The organism is Amycolatopsis acidicola, from assembly GCF_007713735.2.
Lineage (GTDB): Bacteria > Actinomycetota > Actinomycetes > Mycobacteriales > Pseudonocardiaceae > Amycolatopsis_E > Amycolatopsis_E acidicola.
Genome location: NZ_VMNW02000009.1, coordinates 137730 through 157983 on the forward strand (window position 1 = coordinate 137730; position 20254 = coordinate 157983).

19 protein-coding genes are annotated in these 20254 nt (G+C 70.5%); 8 read left to right on the forward strand and 11 right to left on the reverse strand.

The window, feature by feature from the left end:
• Nucleotides 1–52: 52 nt before the first annotated feature.
• The 7 genes from FPZ12_RS09230 to FPZ12_RS09260 are packed head-to-tail and all read right to left on the reverse strand — an operon-like array spanning nt 53 to nt 6546.
• Entirely contained in the window at nt 53–1366 is a 1314-nt protein-coding gene (locus tag FPZ12_RS09230; protein ID WP_144756920.1) for a FadR/GntR family transcriptional regulator, read from the reverse strand.
• Nucleotides 1367–1371: 5 nt separating this feature from the next.
• A complete protein-coding gene (locus FPZ12_RS09235) occupies nt 1372–2604 on the reverse strand; it encodes a CaiB/BaiF CoA transferase family protein (protein WP_166462651.1) in 1233 nt (410 codons plus the stop codon).
• 13 nt (nt 2605–2617) lie between these two features.
• Nucleotides 2618–2806, reverse strand: coding sequence for a ferredoxin (locus FPZ12_RS09240; protein ID WP_144756922.1), 189 nt, complete (start codon nt 2804–2806; stop codon nt 2618–2620).
• Entirely contained in the window at nt 2803–3015 is a 213-nt protein-coding gene (locus FPZ12_RS09245; protein ID WP_144756924.1) for a hypothetical protein, read from the reverse strand. The genes FPZ12_RS09240 and FPZ12_RS09245 overlap by 4 nt, the downstream gene beginning before the upstream one ends.
• Entirely contained in the window at nt 3012–4157 is a 1146-nt protein-coding gene (locus FPZ12_RS09250; protein WP_144756926.1) for an amidohydrolase family protein, read from the reverse strand. Before FPZ12_RS09250 ends, FPZ12_RS09245 begins: the two co-directional genes overlap by 4 nt.
• A 34-nt stretch (nt 4158–4191) precedes the next feature.
• Nucleotides 4192–4926 (reverse strand): hypothetical protein, encoded by a 735-nt coding sequence (locus FPZ12_RS09255; protein WP_243769759.1) that lies wholly within the window; start codon nt 4924–4926, stop codon nt 4192–4194.
• A gap of 24 nt (nt 4927–4950) precedes the next feature.
• On the reverse strand, nt 4951–6546 hold the full coding sequence (locus FPZ12_RS09260; protein WP_144756928.1) for an FAD-binding protein: 1596 nt from the start codon (nt 6544–6546) through the stop codon (nt 4951–4953).
• A 255-nt stretch (nt 6547–6801) separates the two neighbouring features.
• Here FPZ12_RS09260 and FPZ12_RS09265 point away from each other — a divergent pair, with 255 nt between their 5' ends.
• From FPZ12_RS09265 to FPZ12_RS09280, 4 genes are read left to right on the forward strand one after another with little or no spacing between them, the layout of a single operon-like run.
• A complete protein-coding gene (locus FPZ12_RS09265) occupies nt 6802–7800 on the forward strand; it encodes a VOC family protein (RefSeq protein WP_144756930.1) in 999 nt (332 codons plus the stop codon).
• On the forward strand, nt 7797–8672 hold the full coding sequence (locus FPZ12_RS09270; RefSeq protein ID WP_243769760.1) for an alpha/beta fold hydrolase: 876 nt from the start codon (nt 7797–7799) through the stop codon (nt 8670–8672). Before FPZ12_RS09265 ends, FPZ12_RS09270 begins: the two co-directional genes overlap by 4 nt.
• On the forward strand, nt 8662–9843 hold the full coding sequence (locus FPZ12_RS09275; protein WP_144756934.1) for an acyl-CoA dehydrogenase family protein: 1182 nt from the start codon (nt 8662–8664) through the stop codon (nt 9841–9843). Before FPZ12_RS09270 ends, FPZ12_RS09275 begins: the two co-directional genes overlap by 11 nt.
• A gap of 49 nt (nt 9844–9892) precedes the next feature.
• Entirely contained in the window at nt 9893–10750 is an 858-nt protein-coding gene (locus FPZ12_RS09280) for a mycofactocin-coupled SDR family oxidoreductase (RefSeq protein ID WP_150980236.1), read from the forward strand.
• A 48-nt stretch (nt 10751–10798) separates the two neighbouring features.
• On the opposite strand, the gene FPZ12_RS09285 is transcribed toward FPZ12_RS09280, so the two are convergent.
• Entirely contained in the window at nt 10799–11941 is a 1143-nt protein-coding gene (locus FPZ12_RS09285) for a thiolase family protein (protein ID WP_144761200.1), read from the reverse strand.
• 49 nt (nt 11942–11990) lie between these two features.
• Complete coding sequence (locus tag FPZ12_RS09290; RefSeq protein WP_144761203.1) at nt 11991–12758, reverse strand: crotonase/enoyl-CoA hydratase family protein; 768 nt, start codon at nt 12756–12758, stop codon at nt 11991–11993.
• Between the two features lie 127 nt (nt 12759–12885).
• Between FPZ12_RS09290 and FPZ12_RS09295 the strand changes: the two genes are divergently transcribed.
• Nucleotides 12886–13659, forward strand: a complete 774-nt coding sequence (locus tag FPZ12_RS09295; protein ID WP_144761206.1) for an SDR family NAD(P)-dependent oxidoreductase — start codon at nt 12886–12888, stop codon at nt 13657–13659.
• 200 nt (nt 13660–13859) lie between these two features.
• Here the strand turns inward: FPZ12_RS09295 and FPZ12_RS09300 are convergent, their stop codons facing one another.
• Nucleotides 13860–15374 (reverse strand): class I adenylate-forming enzyme family protein, encoded by a 1515-nt coding sequence (locus tag FPZ12_RS09300; protein WP_243769761.1) that lies wholly within the window; start codon nt 15372–15374, stop codon nt 13860–13862.
• Nucleotides 15375–15480: 106 nt separating this feature from the next.
• On the opposite strand from FPZ12_RS09300, the gene FPZ12_RS09305 reads away from it, so the two are divergent.
• Both FPZ12_RS09305 and FPZ12_RS09310 read left to right on the forward strand, forming a co-directional pair.
• Complete coding sequence (locus FPZ12_RS09305) at nt 15481–16260, forward strand: enoyl-CoA hydratase/isomerase family protein (RefSeq protein ID WP_144761212.1); 780 nt, start codon at nt 15481–15483, stop codon at nt 16258–16260.
• 52 nt (nt 16261–16312) lie between these two features.
• Nucleotides 16313–17287, forward strand: coding sequence for an LLM class flavin-dependent oxidoreductase (locus FPZ12_RS09310; RefSeq protein ID WP_144761215.1), 975 nt, complete (start codon nt 16313–16315; stop codon nt 17285–17287).
• Between the two features lie 5 nt (nt 17288–17292).
• Here the strand turns inward: FPZ12_RS09310 and FPZ12_RS09315 are convergent, their stop codons facing one another.
• Nucleotides 17293–18489, reverse strand: coding sequence for an IS110 family RNA-guided transposase (locus FPZ12_RS09315; protein ID WP_424923584.1), 1197 nt, complete (start codon nt 18487–18489; stop codon nt 17293–17295).
• A gap of 239 nt (nt 18490–18728) precedes the next feature.
• Between FPZ12_RS09315 and FPZ12_RS09320 the strand changes: the two genes are divergently transcribed.
• Complete coding sequence (locus tag FPZ12_RS09320) at nt 18729–20195, forward strand: aldehyde dehydrogenase family protein (protein WP_144761221.1); 1467 nt, start codon at nt 18729–18731, stop codon at nt 20193–20195.
• The last annotated feature ends 59 nt before the right edge of the window (nt 20196–20254 follow it).

Below are 20254 nucleotides of genomic sequence, written 5' to 3' on the forward strand. Positions count from 1 at the left end.
CCGTGACACCCGTCCGGCGGTTCTCCGAAAAGAGTGTACTTTCTTTGCGGCGCTAGCTCCAGCAACGCGGCGCCGAGTTCAGGTGCCTGCGCAGCCGGTGCAGCGCCAGGCCGGTGTCGTTCGCGCGGAGTGCTTCGGTGACTTCATGGTGTGCGGCGGTGTGTTCCTCCGGGTCCGCCTCACCCATGACGTCGCCGACGATGCCGAGAAACAGGCACAGCACCGAATTCCCCGACGCCTCGGCGAGCCCGGTGTGAAAGGGTTCGCCCGGCATATCTCCGCCCGCCACAACGTCCCGCACCGCGCCCAGCTCCAGCGCCTCGCGCACGACGCGAGCGTGCTCGGTGGTCATTCCCTTGTACGCCAGGTAAAGCGCGGCACTGTCCACACTGGCCTGACGAGACGGGGCGGTGACCACGAGCCCGCCGATGCGGCCACGGCGCGGGCTGGCGATGGCGTGCTGTTCCAGCAGCCGCACGGCGGCGCGGAGCACGGCGCGGCTGACCTGGTACCGGTCGGTGAGCTCCGCTTCGGAGCCGAGCGACGTCCCGACCGGCCAGCCCGCCCCGGTGATGTCGTCGTACATCCGGGCGGCGACCGACACCGCGAGCGAGGCCGAACCGAGGTGTTCGGCCGTGGACGAAAGCCCGAGCGCGGGCCTGCCGAGCGCGCCGCGACGACCCAGCCAGGCGGTGATCCCGTCCAGGTGGTCGCGCACCCCGATCTCGGCCTCCGCGGCCCGGCCCGCGATCACCGAGTCCAAAATCCGCCCGTGCCGCAGGTGCGCTTCCCGGGAAGTACGGCCGATTTCAAGGTTTTCAGTACGCCCGGCCAGGTGCACGTAACGGCGGGTGAGGCTGTCGAGGGCATCGACGAACAGCTCCAGCACCGGGTTCCCGGACAGCTCGCTGAGCCTGGCGTGCAGCCGTTCCTCCGGCATCGGCCCGGCGTAGCCCGGGCGCTCACGGTCGAAAGCCTTGCGCAGAGCGAGAATCCCGTCCTCGGTGATCCGCTCCGCGGCCAGCGCGGCCGCCATCGGTTCGAGCAGCGAGCGCACGCGCAGGATGTCGGCGACCCGCACACCGGTGAACTCCAGGTACGCCGCCATCGCCCAGATCGACGGACCCGTGTCCGGCGCCGTCACCAGCAGACCGCCCTGCGGGCCGCGACGCATCCGCGCGACCTGGTGGTGCTCCACCAGCCGGACGGCCTCCCGCAGCACCGTCCGGCTCACCCCGGAGCGGGCGCGCAGCTCCGGTTCCGACCACAGCAACTCCCCGACCGGCCAGCCGCGCGCGAGGATCTCTTCCTCGATCCGGCGGGCGATCTGGGTCGCCGTCTTGCCCGGCGCCGCCTCGTCCAGCACGGGGTTCAGGTCACCGCGCCGTCGATCTTCAGCCGCAGCAGCTCTTCGTCGGACAGGCCGCACTCACGCAGGATTTCGTCGGTGTGCTCGGCGAACTGCGGGGCGCGGGTGAGGGTCGCCGGGGTTTCGCCGAACTGGACGGGGTTCGTGACGAGCTCCCGCTCCTCGCCATCGGCGTCCACCACCCGCGCGATCATGCCGTTCGCCCGGAGCGAGGGGTCCTGCCCGACCTCCCAGGCGTTCTGCACCGCCGACCACTGTCCTTCGCCCTGGGACAGGATTTCCTGCCACTCCGCGTAGGTCCGCTCGCCGATGATCCCGGCGACGAGTTCCGCCGCGGCACCCGCGTTCGCCATGATCTTCTCGACGTCGGCGAAGCGTTCGTCGGTCGCGAGGTCTTCCCGGCCGGCCAGGCGGCAGAACTCGGGCCAGTACCGGCCGGGCTGCAGCATCGCGAACTCCAGCCAGCGATCGTCGGCCGTCTTGTACGCGCCGACCAGCGGGTTGGTCGCCGACCCGTGCTGGGGCGTCTCGCGCGGGGGCAAGGGGCCGCCGAGCATCAGGGCCTGGTTCACCGTGTACTGGGTGGCCCACGCGCCGACGCCCAGCAGCGAAACGTCGACCACCGAAGGCTCCCCGGTCGTCTGGCGCGCGTACAACGCCGCCGCTATGCCGCCCGCGATCGTCATGCCGCCCATCGAGTCGCCGTAGGCGCCGGACGGCATCCGCATCATCCGCTCGGAGCCGGGCGGGGTCACCCCGGCCGCGCTGCCGCCGCGCGCCCAGAACGCCGTGCTGTCGTAGCCGCCCTTGTTGTCCTCCGGGCCGCGCGCGCCGAAACCGCTCCCCCGCACGTAGATGATGTCCGGGTTGAGTGCCCTGATGTCCTCGAGGTCGATCTTCAGCTTGGCGCGCGCTTCGGGCAGGAAGTTGGTGAGGAACACGTCGCTGGAGGCGACGAGCTTCTCGAACACCTCGCGCGCGGACGGCTTTTCCAGCGCCAGGCCGACGCTGCGTTTGCCGCGGTTGGGGCCTTCCATGATCGGGAAGAACGACGAGTCCGGGCTCGCCGTCGGCAGGCCCAGCACGCGAGTGAGGCCGCGCTGCGCGTCGCCCCGCTCGGCGTGTTCGATCTTGATCACGTCGGCGCCCCAGTCCGCGAGCACCGCGCCCGCCGCGGGCACGAAGGTGAACTGGGCGACCTCGAGGATCCGCACGCCCTGCATCGGTCGGTGCACTCCGGCTGCCTTCCTACTCGATGGTGATGGCCTGCTCGGGGCAGGACATCGCGCCTTCGCGGGCGTCTTCTTCCTGCCCTGCCGGGACTTCTCCGTCGAGGGGCAGGGCGTAGCCGTCTTCGTCCAGTTCGAACAGGTCCGGGGCCGCCGCGGCGCAACGCGCGTGCCCGGAGCATTTGGCCGTGTCCACACGGACCTTCATCGGGACTCCCTTCCGCCCAGGTCGTCGGCCGCCTCGCGGAGGGCACGCAGGCGCGACTCCAGCAGGTCGCGCTCCGCGCCCGCACCGAGCGCGGCGACGCGGGGCTCGATTTCGGCGATCTCCTCGCGCAGCCTGCCCGCGGCCTCGTCGCGCGTCAGGAGGTCGAGGTCCGTCCAGTCGGACCGCTCGGATTCCGGCCGCCTGCTCATGCCGGGACGTTGTACAGGCGGCGGGTGTTCAGCTCCACGATCTTGTGCACCTCTTCATCCGGCACGTCGGCCAGCACCTCCGCGGCGTACGCCCGGCTCTTCGGCCAGTACGAGTCCGAATGCGGATAGTCGCACTCCCACGTGATGCGGTCGACGCCGATGTGGTGGCGCGCCTCGACCCCGAACCGGTCGTCGATGAAACAGCCGTGGATGTGCCGGGAGAACAGCTCGGACGGGCGCACGTCCTGGTTCACGTTCTGGTAGAACCGGTGCCGCTCCCACGTGAAGTCGATCCGCTCCAGCAGGTAAGGGATCCAGCCGATGCCGCCCTCGGACAGGCCGACCTTGAGCTTCGGGTGCCGGTGGAAGACCGGCGAGAACAGCAGATCCGCCGTGGAGTACATGGAGTTGCAGCCGAAGAGCGCGATGGTGACCGCGAACGGCGCCTCCGGGGCCGTCTTCGGCGCGCTGCCCGAGGTGCCGAAGTGCAGGCACATCGGCATCCCCGTCTCCTCCAGCGCGGAGAACACCGGGTCCCAGTGTCCGGTGTGGAACGACGGCAGCCCCAGCGGCACCGGGTTTTCCGGGAACGACACGGCTTTCGCGCCCTTCGCGGCAGTACGCTGAACCTCCGCCACGCACGCGCCGACGTCCCACAGCGGCAGGATCACCAGCGGGATCAGCCTGTCCCGCGCGGTCGCGGACCATTCGTCGAGCACGAAGTCGTTCCACGCCAGCACACACAGCCGCGCGAGTTCCTTGTCCTCGCCGTCGAGGAACACCGTGCCGGCGAAACGCGGGAACGACGGGAAGCTCAGCGCGCCCCACACCCCGTCGAGGTCCATGTCGCGCAGCCGGGCCTTCGGGTCGTAGCAGCCCGGGATCATCTCGTCGTAGCGGGTCGGCTCCATGCCGAACTCCTCGGGTCGCTTGCCCGCCACCGCGTTCAGCCCGATGTACGGGTAGATCCGGCCTTCGTAGCGCCACACCTCCGCCGGCGCGTCGCCCTCGCCGCGGGCCTGCTCGACGATCCGCGGGCCCGCCTCCCGGTACTTCGACGGCAGCCGGTCGGCCCACAGCCGGGGCGGTTCGATCAGGTGGTCATCGGTCGACATCAGCTTCATCCACGACTGCAACGGCATGGTCGCGCTTCCCTCCCGGTGCGGGCTCCCGCACCTAGATCGCGGGCACCGCTTTCGGTTGTCCCGCGGCCTCCAGCTCCTCGGACTTCACCGCGCGCAGCAGCACCACGATCATGGTGACCTTCCAGACCAGGAAAGCCAGCGCGGGCAGCATCATCGCGAAGAACCCGTTCCACGCCAAGGGCCCGCTGCTGAAGGCGTAGACGAACACGCCGGGCAGCAGGGCGATCGCGCAGACGAAGTTCAGGTACGCGAACCAGCGCGGGAACACCGGGTTCGCGCGCCGGTCCAGCAGCGCCGACAGGCCGATCACGGCCACGTTCACCACGAAGATCACCGCGACCCCGACGTAGGTCAGCCAGAACTGGTCGCTCAACAGCAAAACCAGCTGCGGGTCGCGGCCCGGCCGGTACGCCGCCGTCGCGTACACCGCGAGCGGGTAGAGCCAGCCGGTCGGCGCGACGACGGCCGTGGTCAGCTGCACCATCGACAGCAGCCCCCAGCCGCCTTCGATGCGGCGCATCTGCAGGCTCGTCACCACGGCGAACGGGTAGAACAGCGGCACGAACACGCCCATGATCACGACCGCCCAGAGGATCCCGGTGCGGTTACGGACCAGCGTGTCGGCCACCGACTGCGCGCTCGCCTGGGGCGAGACCGGCGGGGTCAGCTTGCCCAGCACGGTGAACGCGACGACGAAGGCGACCAGCACCACCACCCCGCACCACACCGAAAGCCGGTAGAGCCGGAACTTCACTGCGTCGTCCACTGCGATCTCCTTTGCTCCGCGGACTCAGGAACCGGCGATGTCGAGGACCGCGAGATAGCCGAAGGCGATGCTCGAACCGATCGGGGTGCCCGCGCCCGGGTAGACGTGGCCGGACATCGCGGCCGCGGTGTTCCCGGTCGCGTAAAGCCCTCCGATCGGCGCGCCGCCGGTGTCCAGCACGCGCGCGTGCTCGTCGGTTTTGAGCCCGCCCTTCGTGCCGAGGTCCGAGGGCAGCACGGTCGCCGCGTAGTAGGGCGGGGTGTCGATGGGGATCACGAGCGGGTTGGGCCAGCCGGACGTGGGCTTGGCCGGGTAGTTCTGCTCCGGCCGCGCGGGGAAACCGACCACGTACCGGAACATCGAATCCCACGGGGTTTCGCCGCGGTGGAAGTCCTCGTCGACGCCGCTCTCGGCGAACGAGTTGAACCGCTCGATGCTCGCGCGCAGCGCGTCGAGCGGGACGTCGATCAGCGCGGCCAGTTCCGCCAGCGTGTCCGCCTTCTTCAGCGCGCCCGACGAGAACCACTCGGGGGCTACGGGCTGATCCGGCGGGCCACCGAAGCTGTCGCGGTCCAGCTGCCGTTGGTCGAAAACCCAGTGCGCGGGGATGTGGGAGACACCGCTGGTGGCGTGCAGGCGGACGATCTCGTGCCCGGACTGGTCGTACGGGCGGGACTCGTTGACGAACCGTTCCCCCGCGCCGTTGACCCAGATGCCGCCGCGCGTCCCGGTGTGGAACAACGGCAACCCGTCCGGCTGCACGACGCCCGGTACGAACCAGGCTTCGTCGAGCAGCTCGGTCGCCGCGCCGGCCGCGATCCCGGCGCGCAGGGCGTCGCCGGTGTTTCCCGGCGCGCCGTCGGACCATTCGCCGGTGAGCGGAGGCTGGTATCTGGCACGCAGTTCGGCATTGCGCTCGAACCCGCCCGCGGCCAGCAGCACGCCGCGCCGCGCGCGGAAGGTGACTCGTTCGCCGTCACGGATCGCTTCCACGCCAAGCACTTTCCCGTTCTCGACGATCAGCCCGTCCAGCGCGGTGTTCAGTTCGAGCGAACCGTGCCCGGTTTCCAGGAACGCCGACAGCGCACGGCCGATCAGCGCGCGGCCGCCGACGAGCACCGGGCCCTGGTCCACGCCGAAGCGCTCGGTGGGGATCGGCCCGCGCACCAGAGCCGCGCGCTCGCCGAGCTCCGCGACCGGCAGTTCCGGCGGGAAGATCGTGCGGCCCGCGGCCGTCGCGCCGGGATGTCCCGGGTAGTAGTCCGGCACCGGGCCGTAGACGAACGACGAGAACCACGGGTCGCGTTCGAGCTCGTCGATCACGCGCGGGCCCGCGTCGAGGTAGGCGTCCTGGAGGACCTCGCGGGACGGGTCGTCGATCAGGTTCCGCAGATACTTCCGCGCGTCTTCCACATCGTCCTCGACGCCCGCCCGCCGGATCGGGGCGGAGCCCGGGAAATACAGGCCCGCGCCGGAATACGCCGTCGTGCCACCGACCTGAGCGGTCTTCTCCAGCACGAGCGTGCGCAGCCCGCGTGACGCGGCGAGAAAGGCCGCGACGAGGCCCCCACCCCCGGACCCGGCCACGATGACGTCGAAAGCGTCCTGATCGGAACTCATCACCATCTCCTCGTGGGGAGGGAAACGCGGGAATTCGCCGCGGCGCGAAGGGGCCGCCTGGATGGATGGTGGCTTCCCGCGCCACCGGTGTCAATGCCGGTTAGGGATACTCATCCCGGCGCGCTCGGTCCATCATGAACCCCACTGCCGGACTTTCCTGGCCAGATCCGCTCGGACAGCGGCTCGCAACTCGGCTAATTTGGTGTACTCTTTAGCCGCGTCCCGGCAGCCTGCCGACTCAAAGGAGAGGCGCAGATGACCCAGCCCGAATATGATCCCGGGCCGCAGATCGCCCACGCCGCCAGCATCAACCTCGGCACCCCCGACCTCGAACGCTCGCTCTGGTTCTTCCGCGACCTGCTCGGCATGGAGCTGGTGGAGCAGGTGGGTGGAGTCGCCTACCTGCGGGCGTACCAGGAACTGACGCACCACTCCCTCGTGCTGACGCAGCAGGAGGAAGCGAAGGTGAACTCCTACGGCTTCCGCGTCAAACGCAGGCAGGATGTCGAACTGTTCCACAAGCAGTTCGAGAACTCGGGCGTGCGCGCGCTCGAACTGCCCGCCGGCCACGAACGCGGGCGCGGCGAAGCGGTCCGCTTCCTCGTGCCGGGCAGCGAGCACCCTTTCGAGTTCTACTACGACATCGAGAAGCCGCTCGCCGAGGAATCCTTGCGCTCCAAGGTACTCAGCAACAGCTCGCGCCGGCGCGGGCTCGGCGTGCGGCGTCTCGACCACATCAACCTGCAGACCAGCGCCGGCACCGTGAACGAGGCGGAAACCTGGCTCCGCGAGGAGCTCGGGTTCAAACGCCGCGAGTTCGCCCGTGTCCCGCAGGCGCCGGACGTCATCCTCGCGTCCTGGCTTTCGGTGACCCCGCAGGTGCACGACCTCGCGATCGGCGTCGCCGCCGAGGACAGCACCGCCCAGTTCCACCACGTGGCGTTCAACGTCGAGAACTTCCACGACGTGCTCACCGCCGCCGACGAGATCCGCGACCTCGACATCGCCTACGGCGCCGGGCCCGGCAAGCACGGGATCGGCCAGGCGATGTACCTCTACGTGCACGATCCCGGGTCCGGTCACCGGATCGAGCTCTACTCCGGCGGCTACCTGATCTTCGACCCGGACTGGGCAGCGCTCGAATGGAAGCTGCCGGAGCTGGAGTGGGGGCAGACCTGGTACGGCGACGTGCTCGACGTCGGCCCCGGCGGCTCGTTCCTGTCCACCTCGCCCTCGGCGGGACTGGTGCCGTGACCTCCGCCGAATCCACCCGCAGGACAAGGGAAATCGACGGGCTCACCTTCGCCTACCACGAAGCGGGCGAGGGCGAGCCACTGCTGATGCTGCACGGCTCCGGGCCCGGCGTGTCCGCGTGGTCGAACTTCCGCGGCATCCTGCCGGTGTTCGCCGAGCGGTTCCGCGTGATCATGCCGGACCTCCCCGGGTTCGGCGGCACGGAGCTGCCGGAGCTGGACGAGGTCTACCCGCTCGCCGCGGCGCGCTGGATCGCCCGGTTCATGGACGGGCTGGGCATTTCCGCCGCCGTGTTCGTGGGCAACTCGATGGGCGGCGCCGTCGCCGCGGAACTGGCGCGGCTCGCGCCGGAACGCGTGCGGCGGATGGCGCTGATGGGCTCGGGTGGCTTGTCCACCAGCACGTTCGCGCCGGATCCGAGCGAAGGGATGCTGCGGCTGGCGGAGTTCCTCGGCGACCCGAGCCGGGCGCGGATGATCGGCTGGCTGCGGACGATGGTGTCCGACCGGAGCCTCATCACCGACGACCTGATCGAGGAGCGCATGGGCAACGCCACCGCTCCCGGCGTGCTCGACCGCACGAAGGCGATCTTCGGCTCGATGGCGAACCCGGCGAACCAGGCCCGCTACGTTCCACTGTGGACACAGGCGCGGACGGTGGCCACGCCCACCCTGCTGTTGTGGGGCAGGGACGACCGGATGCTCCCCTACGACCAGGCGCATTTCGCCACCCGGTCGATGCCCGACGTCGAACTGCACACGTTCGCCCGGTGCGGGCACTGGGTGCAGATCGAACGCAAGACCGAGTTCGAGCGCGTCGTGCTCGAGTTCCTCACCCGCAAGACGTCAGGAGGTGTGCGGCATGACGCATGAGGTGCTCCGCCGCATCGAAGAGTCCGCGCCGAAGCTGGCGGCGCTCGCCGACGAGAACGAGAGGCTGGGCAAACTCAGCGAGGACACCGTCGCCCTGCTCCGCTCGGCCGGCGTGCTCAGGCTGCTGCAGCCCGCGAAACACGGCGGCTACGTCGCGCATCCCCGTGACTTCGCCGAGGCGGTGATGGCCGTGGCCCGCCACGACGGCGCCGCGGGCTGGGTGTGTGGCGTGACCGGCGTGCACCCGTGGGAGGTCGCGCAGATGGACCCGCGGGTGGGCGACGAGATCTGGGGCGGGAACCCGGACACGTGGATCGCCTCGCCGTACATGCCGGGCGGGATCGCCGAACCCTCCGGCGACGGCTATGTCCTCAATGGACGGTGGCCGTTCTCCTCCGGCTCGGACCACTGCGAATGGGACTTCCTCGGCGCGCTGGCCGGGGACGGCGGGGGCAACCCGGTGAACCCGCCGGAGGTCCTGCACGTGATCCTGCCCCGCGCGGACTACGAGCTGGTCGAGGACTCGTGGGACGTGATGGGCCTGTGCGGCACGGGCAGCAAGGACGTGGTGGTGCAGGGCGCGTTCATCCCCTCCTACCGCACGGTCGGCCAGGGCGACGTGATGGAAGGCCAGGCCGCCGAACGCAACGGCGCCACCGAAACCCTGTACAAGCTCCCGTTCAGCGCGATGTTCCCGCTCGGGATCACCGCCGCCGTGGTCGGGATCTGCGAAGGCGGGCTGGCCGCGCACGTGGCGCAGCAGCGGGACCGGGTCGCGGTCACCGGCGTGCAGATCCGCGACGACCCGTACGTGCTGTACTCGACCGGTGAGGCCGCGGCGGAGATCGAGGCGTCGCGGATCCAGCTGATCGAGGGCATCAGCAGGCTGTACGACCTGATCGACGCCGGGAAACCGGTCGGCGTCGAGGAAAGGTCGAACGTGCGGCGCAACCAGGTGCGCTGCGCCTGGCGCGCGGTGCACGCCCTCGACGAGATCTTCGCGCGCTCGGGCGGCAACGCGATCCGCCGCAACAACCCGCTGCAGCGGTACTGGCGGGACGCGCATGCCGGGTTGCAGCACATGATCCACGTGCCGGGCACGGCGTACCACGGCAACGCGCTCGCGCAGATGGGGCTGGACCTGCCACCGCAGCTGGCGGTCCTGGTCTGACGGGGATTTCCGGACACGTACTTCGCTGCCGGAGCAAAGGAGAGACCGGATGGGCCGGGTGCAGGACAAGGTCGTCGTCATCACCGGCGCCGCCAGGGGGCAGGGCCGCGCGCACGCGGTCCGGCTCGCCGAAGAGGGCGCGGACGTCATCGCCATCGACGCCTGCGCGCGGATCGACAGCGTCGGTTACCCGCTCGCGAGCCTGGCAGATCTGGAGGAAACCGCGCGCCAGGTGGAAAAACGGGGCCGCCGGATCGTCACGCGGACGGCCGACGTCCGGGATCGCGACGCGCTCCACGCCGCCGTCGCGGACGGCGTGGCGGAGCTGGGCAAGCTGGACGCCGTGATCGCGCAGGCCGGGATCGCGCCGATCGACAACCCGGACGCGCAGGCCTTCCTCGACGCGGTGACGGTCGACTTCAACGGCGTCGTGCACGCCGTCGAGGCCGCGCTGCCGCACCTGCCGGACGGCGGCTCGATCGTCGCGACCGGCTCGGCCGCGGCGCTGCTGCCGCCCTCGGGCGGGGGCAAGCCGGACAACGGGAAACTCGGGTACTCGTTCGCGAAACGTTCGGTGGCGGGGTTCGTGAACGACCTCGCGCTCGCGCTGGCACCGCGGAAGATCCGCGTCAACGCGGTGCACCCGACGAACACGAACACCCCCATGCTCAACAGCGACCCGATGTACCGGGTGTTCCGGCCGGACCTGCCGAGCCCGACCAGGGAGGACGCGCTGGGCGCGTTCACGTCGATGAGCGCGATGGACGTGCCGTACGTGGAACCGGAGGACGTCGCGGAAGCGGTGCTGTACCTGGTGTCGGACGCGTCCCGGTTCGTCACGGGCCTGCAGCTGCGGGTCGACGCCGGCGCCATCGTCGCCCGGCGCCCGCCACAGCCGGACTTTTGACCGGCGCCGGGGCCGGGCGGTCCTCACGAACCGCCCGGCCCCGGCGTTTCAGAGCCGTTCGATGATCGTGGCGTTGGCCGTGCCGCCGCCCTCGCACATCGTCTGCAGGCCGTAGCGCAGGTTCTCCTGCCGCATCCGGGCCAGCAGCCGCGTCATCAGAATCGCGCCCGAGCCACCGAGCGGGTGGCCGACGGCGATCGCGCCGCCCAGCGGGTTGAGGCGCTCCGGGTCCGCGCCCGTTTCCGCCTGCCACGCCAGCGGGACCGGGGCGAACGCCTCGTTCACCTCGAACACGCCGATGTCCTCAATGGACAGACCGGACCTGCGCAGCACCTTCTCGGTGGCGGGGATCGGGCCCAGCAGCATCGTGATCGGGTCCGCGCCGCTGACCGCGCCCGAGTGGTAGCGGGCGATCGGCGTGAGCCCGAGTTCGCCCGCCTTCTCGCCGGTCATGATGAGCAGGGCACCCGCGCCGTCGGAGATCTGGGACGCGTTGCCGGCGTGGATGACCCCGTCCTCCTTGAACGAGGGCTTGAGCCCCGCCAGCTTGTCGGCCGTCGTGCCGCGCCGCAGGCCTTCGTCGGTGGTGAACTTGGCGCCGTCGACCTCGACGGGCACCACGTGGTCGTCGAACGCGCCCCCGTCGATCGCCGCCGCGGCCTTTTCGTGCGAGGCGGCGGCGAACTCGTCCAGCTGCCGCCGGCTGAAGCCCCAGCGTTCGGCGATCAGCTCGGCGCCCTTGCCCTGGTTGAACGGGAACCCGTCGTAGCGGTCGAGCACCGCGGGCCCGTACGGCTGGCCGGATTCCCGCGCGGCGCCCAGCGGGACACGGCTCATCGTCTCCACGCCGCCCGCGATCACGATGTCGTACTGCCCGGCCATGACGGCGTGCGCGGCGGAGTCCACGGCCTGCTGGCTCGACCCGCAGGCACGGTTGATCGTCACCCCCGGCACGTGCTCCGGCCAGCCCGCGGCGAGCACGGCGAACCGGCCGATGTTGCTCGACTGGTCCCCGATCTGGGTCACGCAGCCCCACATCACGTCGTCCACAGTGGACGGATCGACGCCGGTGCGCTCGACCAGCGCGGTCAGCACCCGCGCGGACAGGTCGGCGGCGTGGATGCCGGACAGGGTGCCGTTCCGCTTACCGATCGGCGTGCGGACGGCGTCGACGATGACGGCGTCTCTCATGGGGGGTCCTCTCCCTCGGCGTTCCCGGTCATTCCTGCCACTGTTCCCCTCAGCGCCCTTTCCAGACCGGGGGACGCTTCTCCTTGAACGCGGCCGCGCCCTCGCGGGCGTCCTCGGACGTGAACACGGGCGCGGCGATCTCGGCCTGCTTCGCCCAGGCCTCTTCGAGCGGCACCCAGTCCGGGCTGGAGCGGGCGATCTCCTTCGTGGCCGCGACCGCGAGCGGGCCGTTCGCCGCGATCACCTCGGCCAGCGCCACCGCGCCGTCCAGCGCGCCGCCTTCGTCGGTGAGCCGGTTGACCAGCCCGACTTCGGCGGCCCGCTCGGCGCTGATGGGTTCGCCGGTCAGCAGCATTTCCAGGGCGATGGCCTGCGGAAGCCGCCGGGGCAGCAGCAAAGCCGCGCCGGCGCGGGCGACGAGGGAGCGCTTCACCTCGGGCACGCCGAACTTCGCCGTGCGCGCCGCGACCACCAGGTCACAGGCCAGCAGCAGCTCGAACCCACCCGCCAGCGCCCAGCCCTCGGCCGCGCCGATCAGCGGTTTCCGGGGCGGCGTTTCGGTGATCCCGCACAGGCCACGCCCCTTGATCGACGGGCTTTCCCCGGCCAGGAACGCTTTCAGGTCCATGCCCGCGGAGAAGGTCCCGCCCGCGCCCGTGAGCACCGCCGCCCGCAGCTCGTCCGATGCGTCGAGCTCGTCGACGGCCGCGGCGACTTGAGCCGCCACCGCCGCGTTGAGCGCGTTCTTCGCCGACGGCCGGTTGATCGTGATGACCTGCACCGACCCGCGACGTTCGACGAGGACCTCGTCCGTCACCTTGTTCCTCCTCCGCGATCTTGTTATTGCGTATACTAATTAACCGGGCGCCCCGAAGCGAGAGGCCGACGGCCATTCGCGCGGGGCCACCGCGGCAACGTGCAATCCCCCGCCTCGAAGGAGCGGCATGCGGATCGACGACGGTTCCTCGGCAGTGGTCACCGGCGGCGCTTCCGGGCTCGGGCTCGCCACCGCCCGCCGGATCGCCGAGCGGGGCGGCACGGTCGTCCTCGCGGATATTTCCGAGGATCAGGGGGCGAAAGCCGTCGCCGAACTGGGCGAGGCCGCGCGCTTCGTCCCGGCGGACGTCACCGACGAGGACCAGGTCAAGGCCGCGCTCGAAATCGCGCAGGAGCTGGGCCCGCTGCGGTTCGTCGTGCACTGCGCGGGCCGCGGCGGTGACCGTACGCGGATCATCGCGAAAGACCGCACGCCCGGCGAACTGGACAAGTTCGCCGAAGTCGTGCGGGTCAACCTGATCGGCACCTACAACGTGCTGCGCCTGGCCGCTTCGGTCATTTCGGGCAACGAGCCCGTCGACGAGGGCGACCGCGGCGCGATCGTGCTCACCGCGTCCGTGGCCGCGTTCGACGGGCAGATCGGGCAGACCTCCTACACGGCCTCGAAAGCCGGGGTGCACGGCATCACGCTGGTGGCGGCGCGGGACCTGGCGAGTTGGCAGATCCGGGTGAACACGATCGCCCCGGGCATCATGGACACGCCGATGCTCGGCAGGCTGCGCGAGGACATCCGCGACGGGCTCGCCGCGTCCGTACCGCACCCGAAACGCCTCGGCGCTCCGGACGACTACGCCCGCCTCGCCGTGGAAATGCTGGAAAACCCGTATCTCAACGGCCAAACCATCCGCCTCGACGGCGCGATTCGGATGGCGCCGCGCTGACCCTCGGGCGCCGGGCGCCGCGGGGGCGGCTCGCACCGCGACGGCGCGCACTGCGACCCGCCGCCATGAACCTCGCGCGCACCCCGAGGCGGCTCACCTTGTGCGGCGGAAGGTTCGCGGCACCTCGTTCGAACGCCACCACGCCCCCGCATGCGTCCGCGCGCATCGGACCATGCCCGTCGCCCGCTTCCCCATGAACCTCACTCCCCCACGGCAGGCGCCTCGAACAGTGCGCGGACCTCGGGGCGGCTCACCTTCATCGACGGGGTGCGGGGCAGCTCGTCGACGATCCTGATCTCCGTCGGCAGGTGGTAGCGGGCCAGCCGCTGCGCCAGCCACGCTCGCAGCTCGCCACCGGCCGGGCGGGCGCCGTCCCGCAGCGTCACCGCGACGACCGGCACTTCGCCGAGCCGCGCGTCGGGAATTCCCACCGCGGCGGCGTCCTGCACCACCGGATGCGTGCGCAGCGCGTCTTCGAGCACGCTCGGCACGATCTTGAACCCGCCCCGGTTGATCGCGTCGTCCGCACGCCCGTGGATGAACAGAAAACCGTCCGCGTCCAGGCTCGCGAGATCCGTGGTGCGCACCCAGCCACCGTTGCCGGGCAGCTGCGCGCCCTTCGCTTCGAGCGCGCCGACGCCGCCTGCCGGCACCGGCTCGCCGGTTTCCCCGTCCACGATCCGTAGCTCGATCCCGGAGAACGGCCTGCCGACGCTCCCCCGCTTCGCCTCCCACCATTCGCGGTACAGCGCGAGATCCCAGCCCGCGATGGCCCCGGCGAACTCCGTCGCGCCGTACACCGACAACACGGGCACGCCGAACCGCGCCGTGAACCGGTCCGCGTCTTCAGGCGCCAGCGGGGCCGTGCCCGAAGAAACCTGCTCCACGCCTTCGAACGTGTCGGCGGGCAGGTCCGAGTGCAGCACCATCCGCAGTGCCGCCGGTGCCAGCCGGACGCGCCGTGGCCGGGTGCGGCGTACCAGCTCGGCCCAGCGGTGCACGTCGAACTGTTCCAGCAGCGCGGTTTGCAGGCCCGCGGCGACGTTGGCGACCGCGAAGTACAGCCCGCCGATGTGCACCAGCGACGTCCAGAGGATCGACGGATGCCGCCGCAGCCGCACTTCCGTGGACGAGACCGGCGTGCCCGAGGCTTCGAACGCGGCGGTGAGCTTGCGGTAGGTCAGGGCGACGCGCTTGGGCCGCCCGGTCGTCCCGCTGGTCTGCATCAGGACCGCGATATCGCTGCGGTCGGCGGGAAAGGGTGCGATCGGCCATGCCGCGGCGCGTGGGAGTAACGGCACGTCGTCCTCGCCGGTCTCGAGCGGGATCGCGCCCAGTTCCGCGGCGGCCTCCGCGACTCCGGGGCGGGCCCAGTCCCCGGCGGAGGCCACGAGGATCTGCGGCGCCGTCGCCGTGATGTCCTCGGCCAGGGCCAGGTCACCGTGAAAAGGGCTCAGCGTCACCACCTCCCGCCCGGTGGCGATCACGGCGACCAGCGCGGCCAGGTGACCGGGCCGGTTGCGCAGGACGATGCCGACCCGGTGCGCGCCGGGGGCGCCGGCGTCGGTGAGCAGCCGGTCGACCTCGTCCACCGCGCTGCCGAGGAAAGCCCACGGGTAGCCGCGGTCCTCGAACGTCAGGGCGATCGCCTCCGGGTCGGCCGCGAGCACCCGCCGCAGCCGGGCCGGGAGGGGGCGTTGATCTGGGATCGACACGGCCTCAGTCCTTCGGTCGAGCATGGGCTTCCCGGGAAGAGTGTACTGTATTTCTGCCCGCGAAATTCGTTGTACTCTCATCCGGCGCCGACAGAAGGGCCCCGCCATGCGATCGGAGTTCGAGACCGTCCTCTTCGACCTCACCGAGCACATCGCGACGATCACCCTGAACCGCCCCGAGGCGATGAACGGCTTCAACCAGCGGATGCTGGACGAGTTCGCCGGAATCTGGCGTCTGGTCAAGGAAGACGACGACGTGCACGTGATCGTCCTGCGCGGCGCTGGCGAGCGCGCGTTCTGCACCGGGATGGACGTCAAACAGAGAATCGAGCGCCACCCCAACGTCTGGAGCCAGGCCGATCCCGGCGAATTCCTCTCTCCCAAGCTCAACCAGGTGTGGAAACCGCTGGTGTGCGCGGTGCACGGGATGACGGCCGGCGGCGCGTTCTACTGGCTCAACGAAGCCGACATCGTGATCTGCTCCGAGGACGCGACCTTCTTCGACCCGCACGTCAGCTACGGGCTCACCGCGGCGCTGGAACCGATCGGGCTGGCGCGCCGGATCCCGCTCGGCGAAACGCTGCGCATCGCGCTGCTCGGGCTCGACGAACGCGTGTCGGCCGAGCGCGCGATGCAGATCGGGCTGGTCAGCGAAGTGCTGCCGGACGGCAAGCTCTGGGCGAGGGCAGCCGAAATCGCGGCGATCATCGCGGCCAAACCGCCCGCCGCGATCCAGGGCACCGTGCGGGCGATCTGGGAGTCGCTGGACTCCACGCGCACGCAGGCGTTGCGCACCGGGCTGTCGTACACGCAGCTCGGCAACCCCATCGGCAAGGCACAGGTGGACCGCTCCAAGGTCGCCCGCGGGAAGTGGACGCTGCGCTGAAACTGCCGTACCTTCCCTTAGAAGAGTGCCCTCTTTCCCGGGGAGGTTTCCGGTGCGGTTCGGTATGCCCTGGCCTGGTCCCGGGGTCGCCCGCGAAGCCGAGCAGGCCGGTGCCGCCGCCTTCTGCACGGGAGATTTCGCCGACCACGACCCGTACACGACGCTCGTCGAAATGGTCGCCAACACCGAGAGAGCCTTACTGGGCCCCGCGATCGCCTATGCCTTCAGCCGCACGCCCTACGCCCACGCGACGGCGATGCGCCAGCTGCACGCGAAAGCGCCGGGCCGGCTCTTCCTCGGGCTGGGCAGCGGGGCGTTCCGCGTCAACCGGGACTGGTTCGGGGTGCCCGCGGACCGGCCGGTGGCGCGGATCGCCGAGACCGTGGACGTCGTCCGCGCCTGGCTGCGGGCGGAAAACGGCGAGAAAGTCCAGTACTCGGGCGAGTTCTACTCGGCCGACGCCGACGTCCGTGCCCCCGTACTGGGCAGGCTCGACATCCCCGTGCTGCTCGCGGCGTTCAACCGGCGGATGGCCGCCACCGCCGGCCGGGTCGCCGACGGCGTGATCGGGCACGGGCTGTTCACCGCGTCCTGGTGGCGCGACGTCGTCCGGCCCGCGGCGGGAGATGAGGGTACTGAACACGGCTGGGTGATCACGGCCGTCGACGACGCCGCGCCCGAGCGCGCGATCAGGGACGCCCGGCGGATGATCGCCTTCTACCTCACCGTGAAGACCTATGACCCGTACGTGGCGCACCACGGCTGGGAGGGCCCGGTCGAGCGGCTGCGCGCGGCGTTCCGCGCCGGGGACACCGACGCGATGGCCGACGCGGTCACGGACGAGATGCTCGCCGACATCGCCGTCTGCGGCAGGACAACCGACGCGAAAGCGGCGCTCGCCCGTCGCGCCGGATCGCTCCCCCGCGACGTCGCCTACTTCGCGCCGCCGAGCTTCCTGGTGAGCGCGAGACGCCGCGCCGCCTACGCACGGGCGAGCCTCGCCCTGATCGAGAGGGAGTCTCAATGAATTTGTCAAGCCGTTTGGGCTGTGGGTGGTGGTGAGTGGTGGAACTCGCGGCCGTCGCGGATCAGTGCCCAGATGAGGTCGACGAGGCGGCGGGCCAGGGCGATCAGGGCTTGGGTGTGGATCTTTCCTTCGTCTCGTTTCTTCTGGTAGAAGGTTCGGGAGGGGCCGTTTTTGACTTTGATGGCGGACAGGGCGGCGAGGTAGAACACGCGCCGCAGGCCGCGGTGGTAGCGGGTGGGTCGGTGCAGGTTGCCGCGCACCCGGCCGGAGTCACGTGGCACGGGGGCCAGCCCTGCGTAGGCGGCCAGGCGCCCGGAGTTGCCGAAGGACGCTTGCAGGTCGCCGCCGGTGTCGGCGAGCAGCTGGGCACCCAGGATCGGGCCGAACCCGTCGACACTGGTAATCGGCCCGGCGGCCGGGTGCTGCCCGAAACGCTCGGTGATGTGCTTGTCGAGGTCTTTGATCTCCCGCTCGAGATCGAGCAGTTGCCGGGCCAGCCTGGTGATCAGGGGCGCGGTGGTGGCTTCTGTGGGCAGGGCAAGACTTTGCTCGCCTGCCGCGGCCAGCGCTTTGTCCACTATGGACGAGGTGCTTTTCGGCCAGGCACCGTTGTCGCGCAGATGCGCGGTCAGGCCGGGCGCGCCGGCCTCGCGGATGGTGGCGGGGGTGCGGTAGCCGGTGAGCAGGATCAGCGGCGAGCGCGCGGAGTAGTCGAAAGCCCGCTCCAGGGCGGGAAAAATGCTCGCGAGCAGTTCACGCAGCCGGTTGACTCCCCGCACCCAGTCGGCCATCAGGTCCTCGCGCCGGGCGGTGAGGATCTTCAGATCGGCCGCGATCTCATCCGGACTCGTCACCGGCGTGAGATCGCCGCGCAGGCGAGCGGTTTCGGCGATGGTCTTGGCGTCTTTGGCATCGGTCTTGCCCTCACCGGCGAACGCCCCGGCCATCCGGTTGACCAGCCGGCCCGGCACATACACCACCGGCGCCCCGGTCCCGAGCAGCAGCGCCAGCAGCAGACCCGCGGCCCCGGAGGTCATGTCCACCGCCCACACCACCTCGGCCGCCTTCGCCCGAGTGCGAGCGATCAACTGCTCGATCGCGGCCTGCCCGTTGACCACCTTCCGGGAGAACACAACCTGACCGGTCTCATCGACCGCGCAGGCGTGGTGAAAGCCCTTGCCGACGTCGATCCCCACCCACATCGTGCGCACCGCCACCCGGCCCGTCCCCTCATTTCCGCAGTTCAACCCCGTGGACGACCCGTCAGCAGCTCCATAAACAGCGACCGTGCGCAGATTTCAATCAGCGGCCAGGGCGTCCAGAACGGCGGGGCGGCTACTCCTTCGAAGCCACCCAACGGCAAGACGTCATCAGCCACACCCCACCGCCCTGGGCATTCAGAACATCCCGTCCTGAACATCAACAACCTTATGGAGACGCCATGACCACCTTCTCTTCGCAGCTCTACATCGACGGCCGCTACACCGACGGCGACTCCGACACGCACGTGGCCGTGCGCAACCCGGCGACGGAGGAAACGATCGCCGAAGTCCCGCAAGCCTCACTCGCCGATGTCCGGCGCGCGATTTCGGCCGCACGCAGGGCTTTCGACGAAGGGCCGTGGGCGCGGATGAAACCCGCCGAACGTGCCGCGATCCTGCTCCGCATGGCGGAGGAGATGGAGCGCAGGCTGCCCGACCTGGTCGACGTCAACATCGCCGAAGCCGGTTCCGTGCGGTGGGTGGCGGAAAGCATCCAGACGGCGGTGCCGGTGGCGCATCTGCGGGACATGGCCGAGCGGGTGATCCCGGCCTTCCCGTGGCAGCGCCCGATGGACCCGGCGATCGGCCCGCTGGGCGTGTCGCAGGGCCAGCTGCGGCGTGAGCCGTTCGGCGTGTGCGCGCTCATCGCGGCCTACAACTTCCCGTTCTTCCTCAGCATGATCAAGCTGATCCCGGCGCTCGCCGCCGGTTGCACGGCGGTGCTCAAACCGGCGCCGCTCACCCCGCTGGAATCCCTGCTGATCGGGGATTTCGCCGACGCCGCGGGGCTGCCGCCCGGCGTGGTGAACGTCGTGACCGGGGACGTCGAAGCCGGGCGCGAACTCACCACGAGCCCGCTGGTGGACCTCGTCAGCTTCACCGGCTCGGACACGGTGGGGCGGATGGTCTACGGCCAGGCGGCGGCCTCGCTGAAGAAGGTGGTGCTGGAGCTGGGCGGGAAATCCGCGAGTATCGTCCGCGCCGACGCCGACCTCGACGGCGCCACCCGCTCCGCGGTGCTCGGCATCACGACGCACGCCGGGCAGGGTTGTTCGTTGCTGACGCGCACGATCGTCCACGAGTCGGTGCACGACGAACTGGTCTCGCGGATCCAGGCCGCGTTGGCGGCCGTACGGGTCGGTGATCCGGCTGACGCGAGTACCACGATGGGCCCGTTGATCAGCGAAGCGCAGCGCGACAAGGTGGAGAAGCTGATCCGCACCGGCGAGGAGGAGGGTGCCCGGATCGTCGCCGGCGGTGGGCGGCCCGCGGGGCTGGACAAGGGTTTCTTCGTCGAGCCGACACTGTTCACGGGCGTGGACAACGCGATGACGATCGCGCAGACGGAGTTCTTCGGGCCGGTCGGGGTGATCGTGCCGTTCCGCACGGACGACGAGGCCGTCCGGCTGGCGAACGACAGCGCGTACGGATTGTCCGGCGGCGTGTGGAGCGCCGACACGACGGCGGCGTACGAGATCGCGACACGGCTGCGCACGGGCAGCGTGGCGATCAACGGGGGTGGCGGCGGGGTGAACCCGCGCGCGGCCTTCGGCGGCTACAAGCAGAGCGGCCTGGGCCGCGAATGGGGCGAGTTCGGGCTCGACGAGTTCCTGCAGACGAAGAGCATCAGCTGGGCCGCCCGCTGACGAGTCGCCTCAGCGGAGGACCGCCCGCCGCCGAAACAGCGCTGGGCTGCCCCTGGACC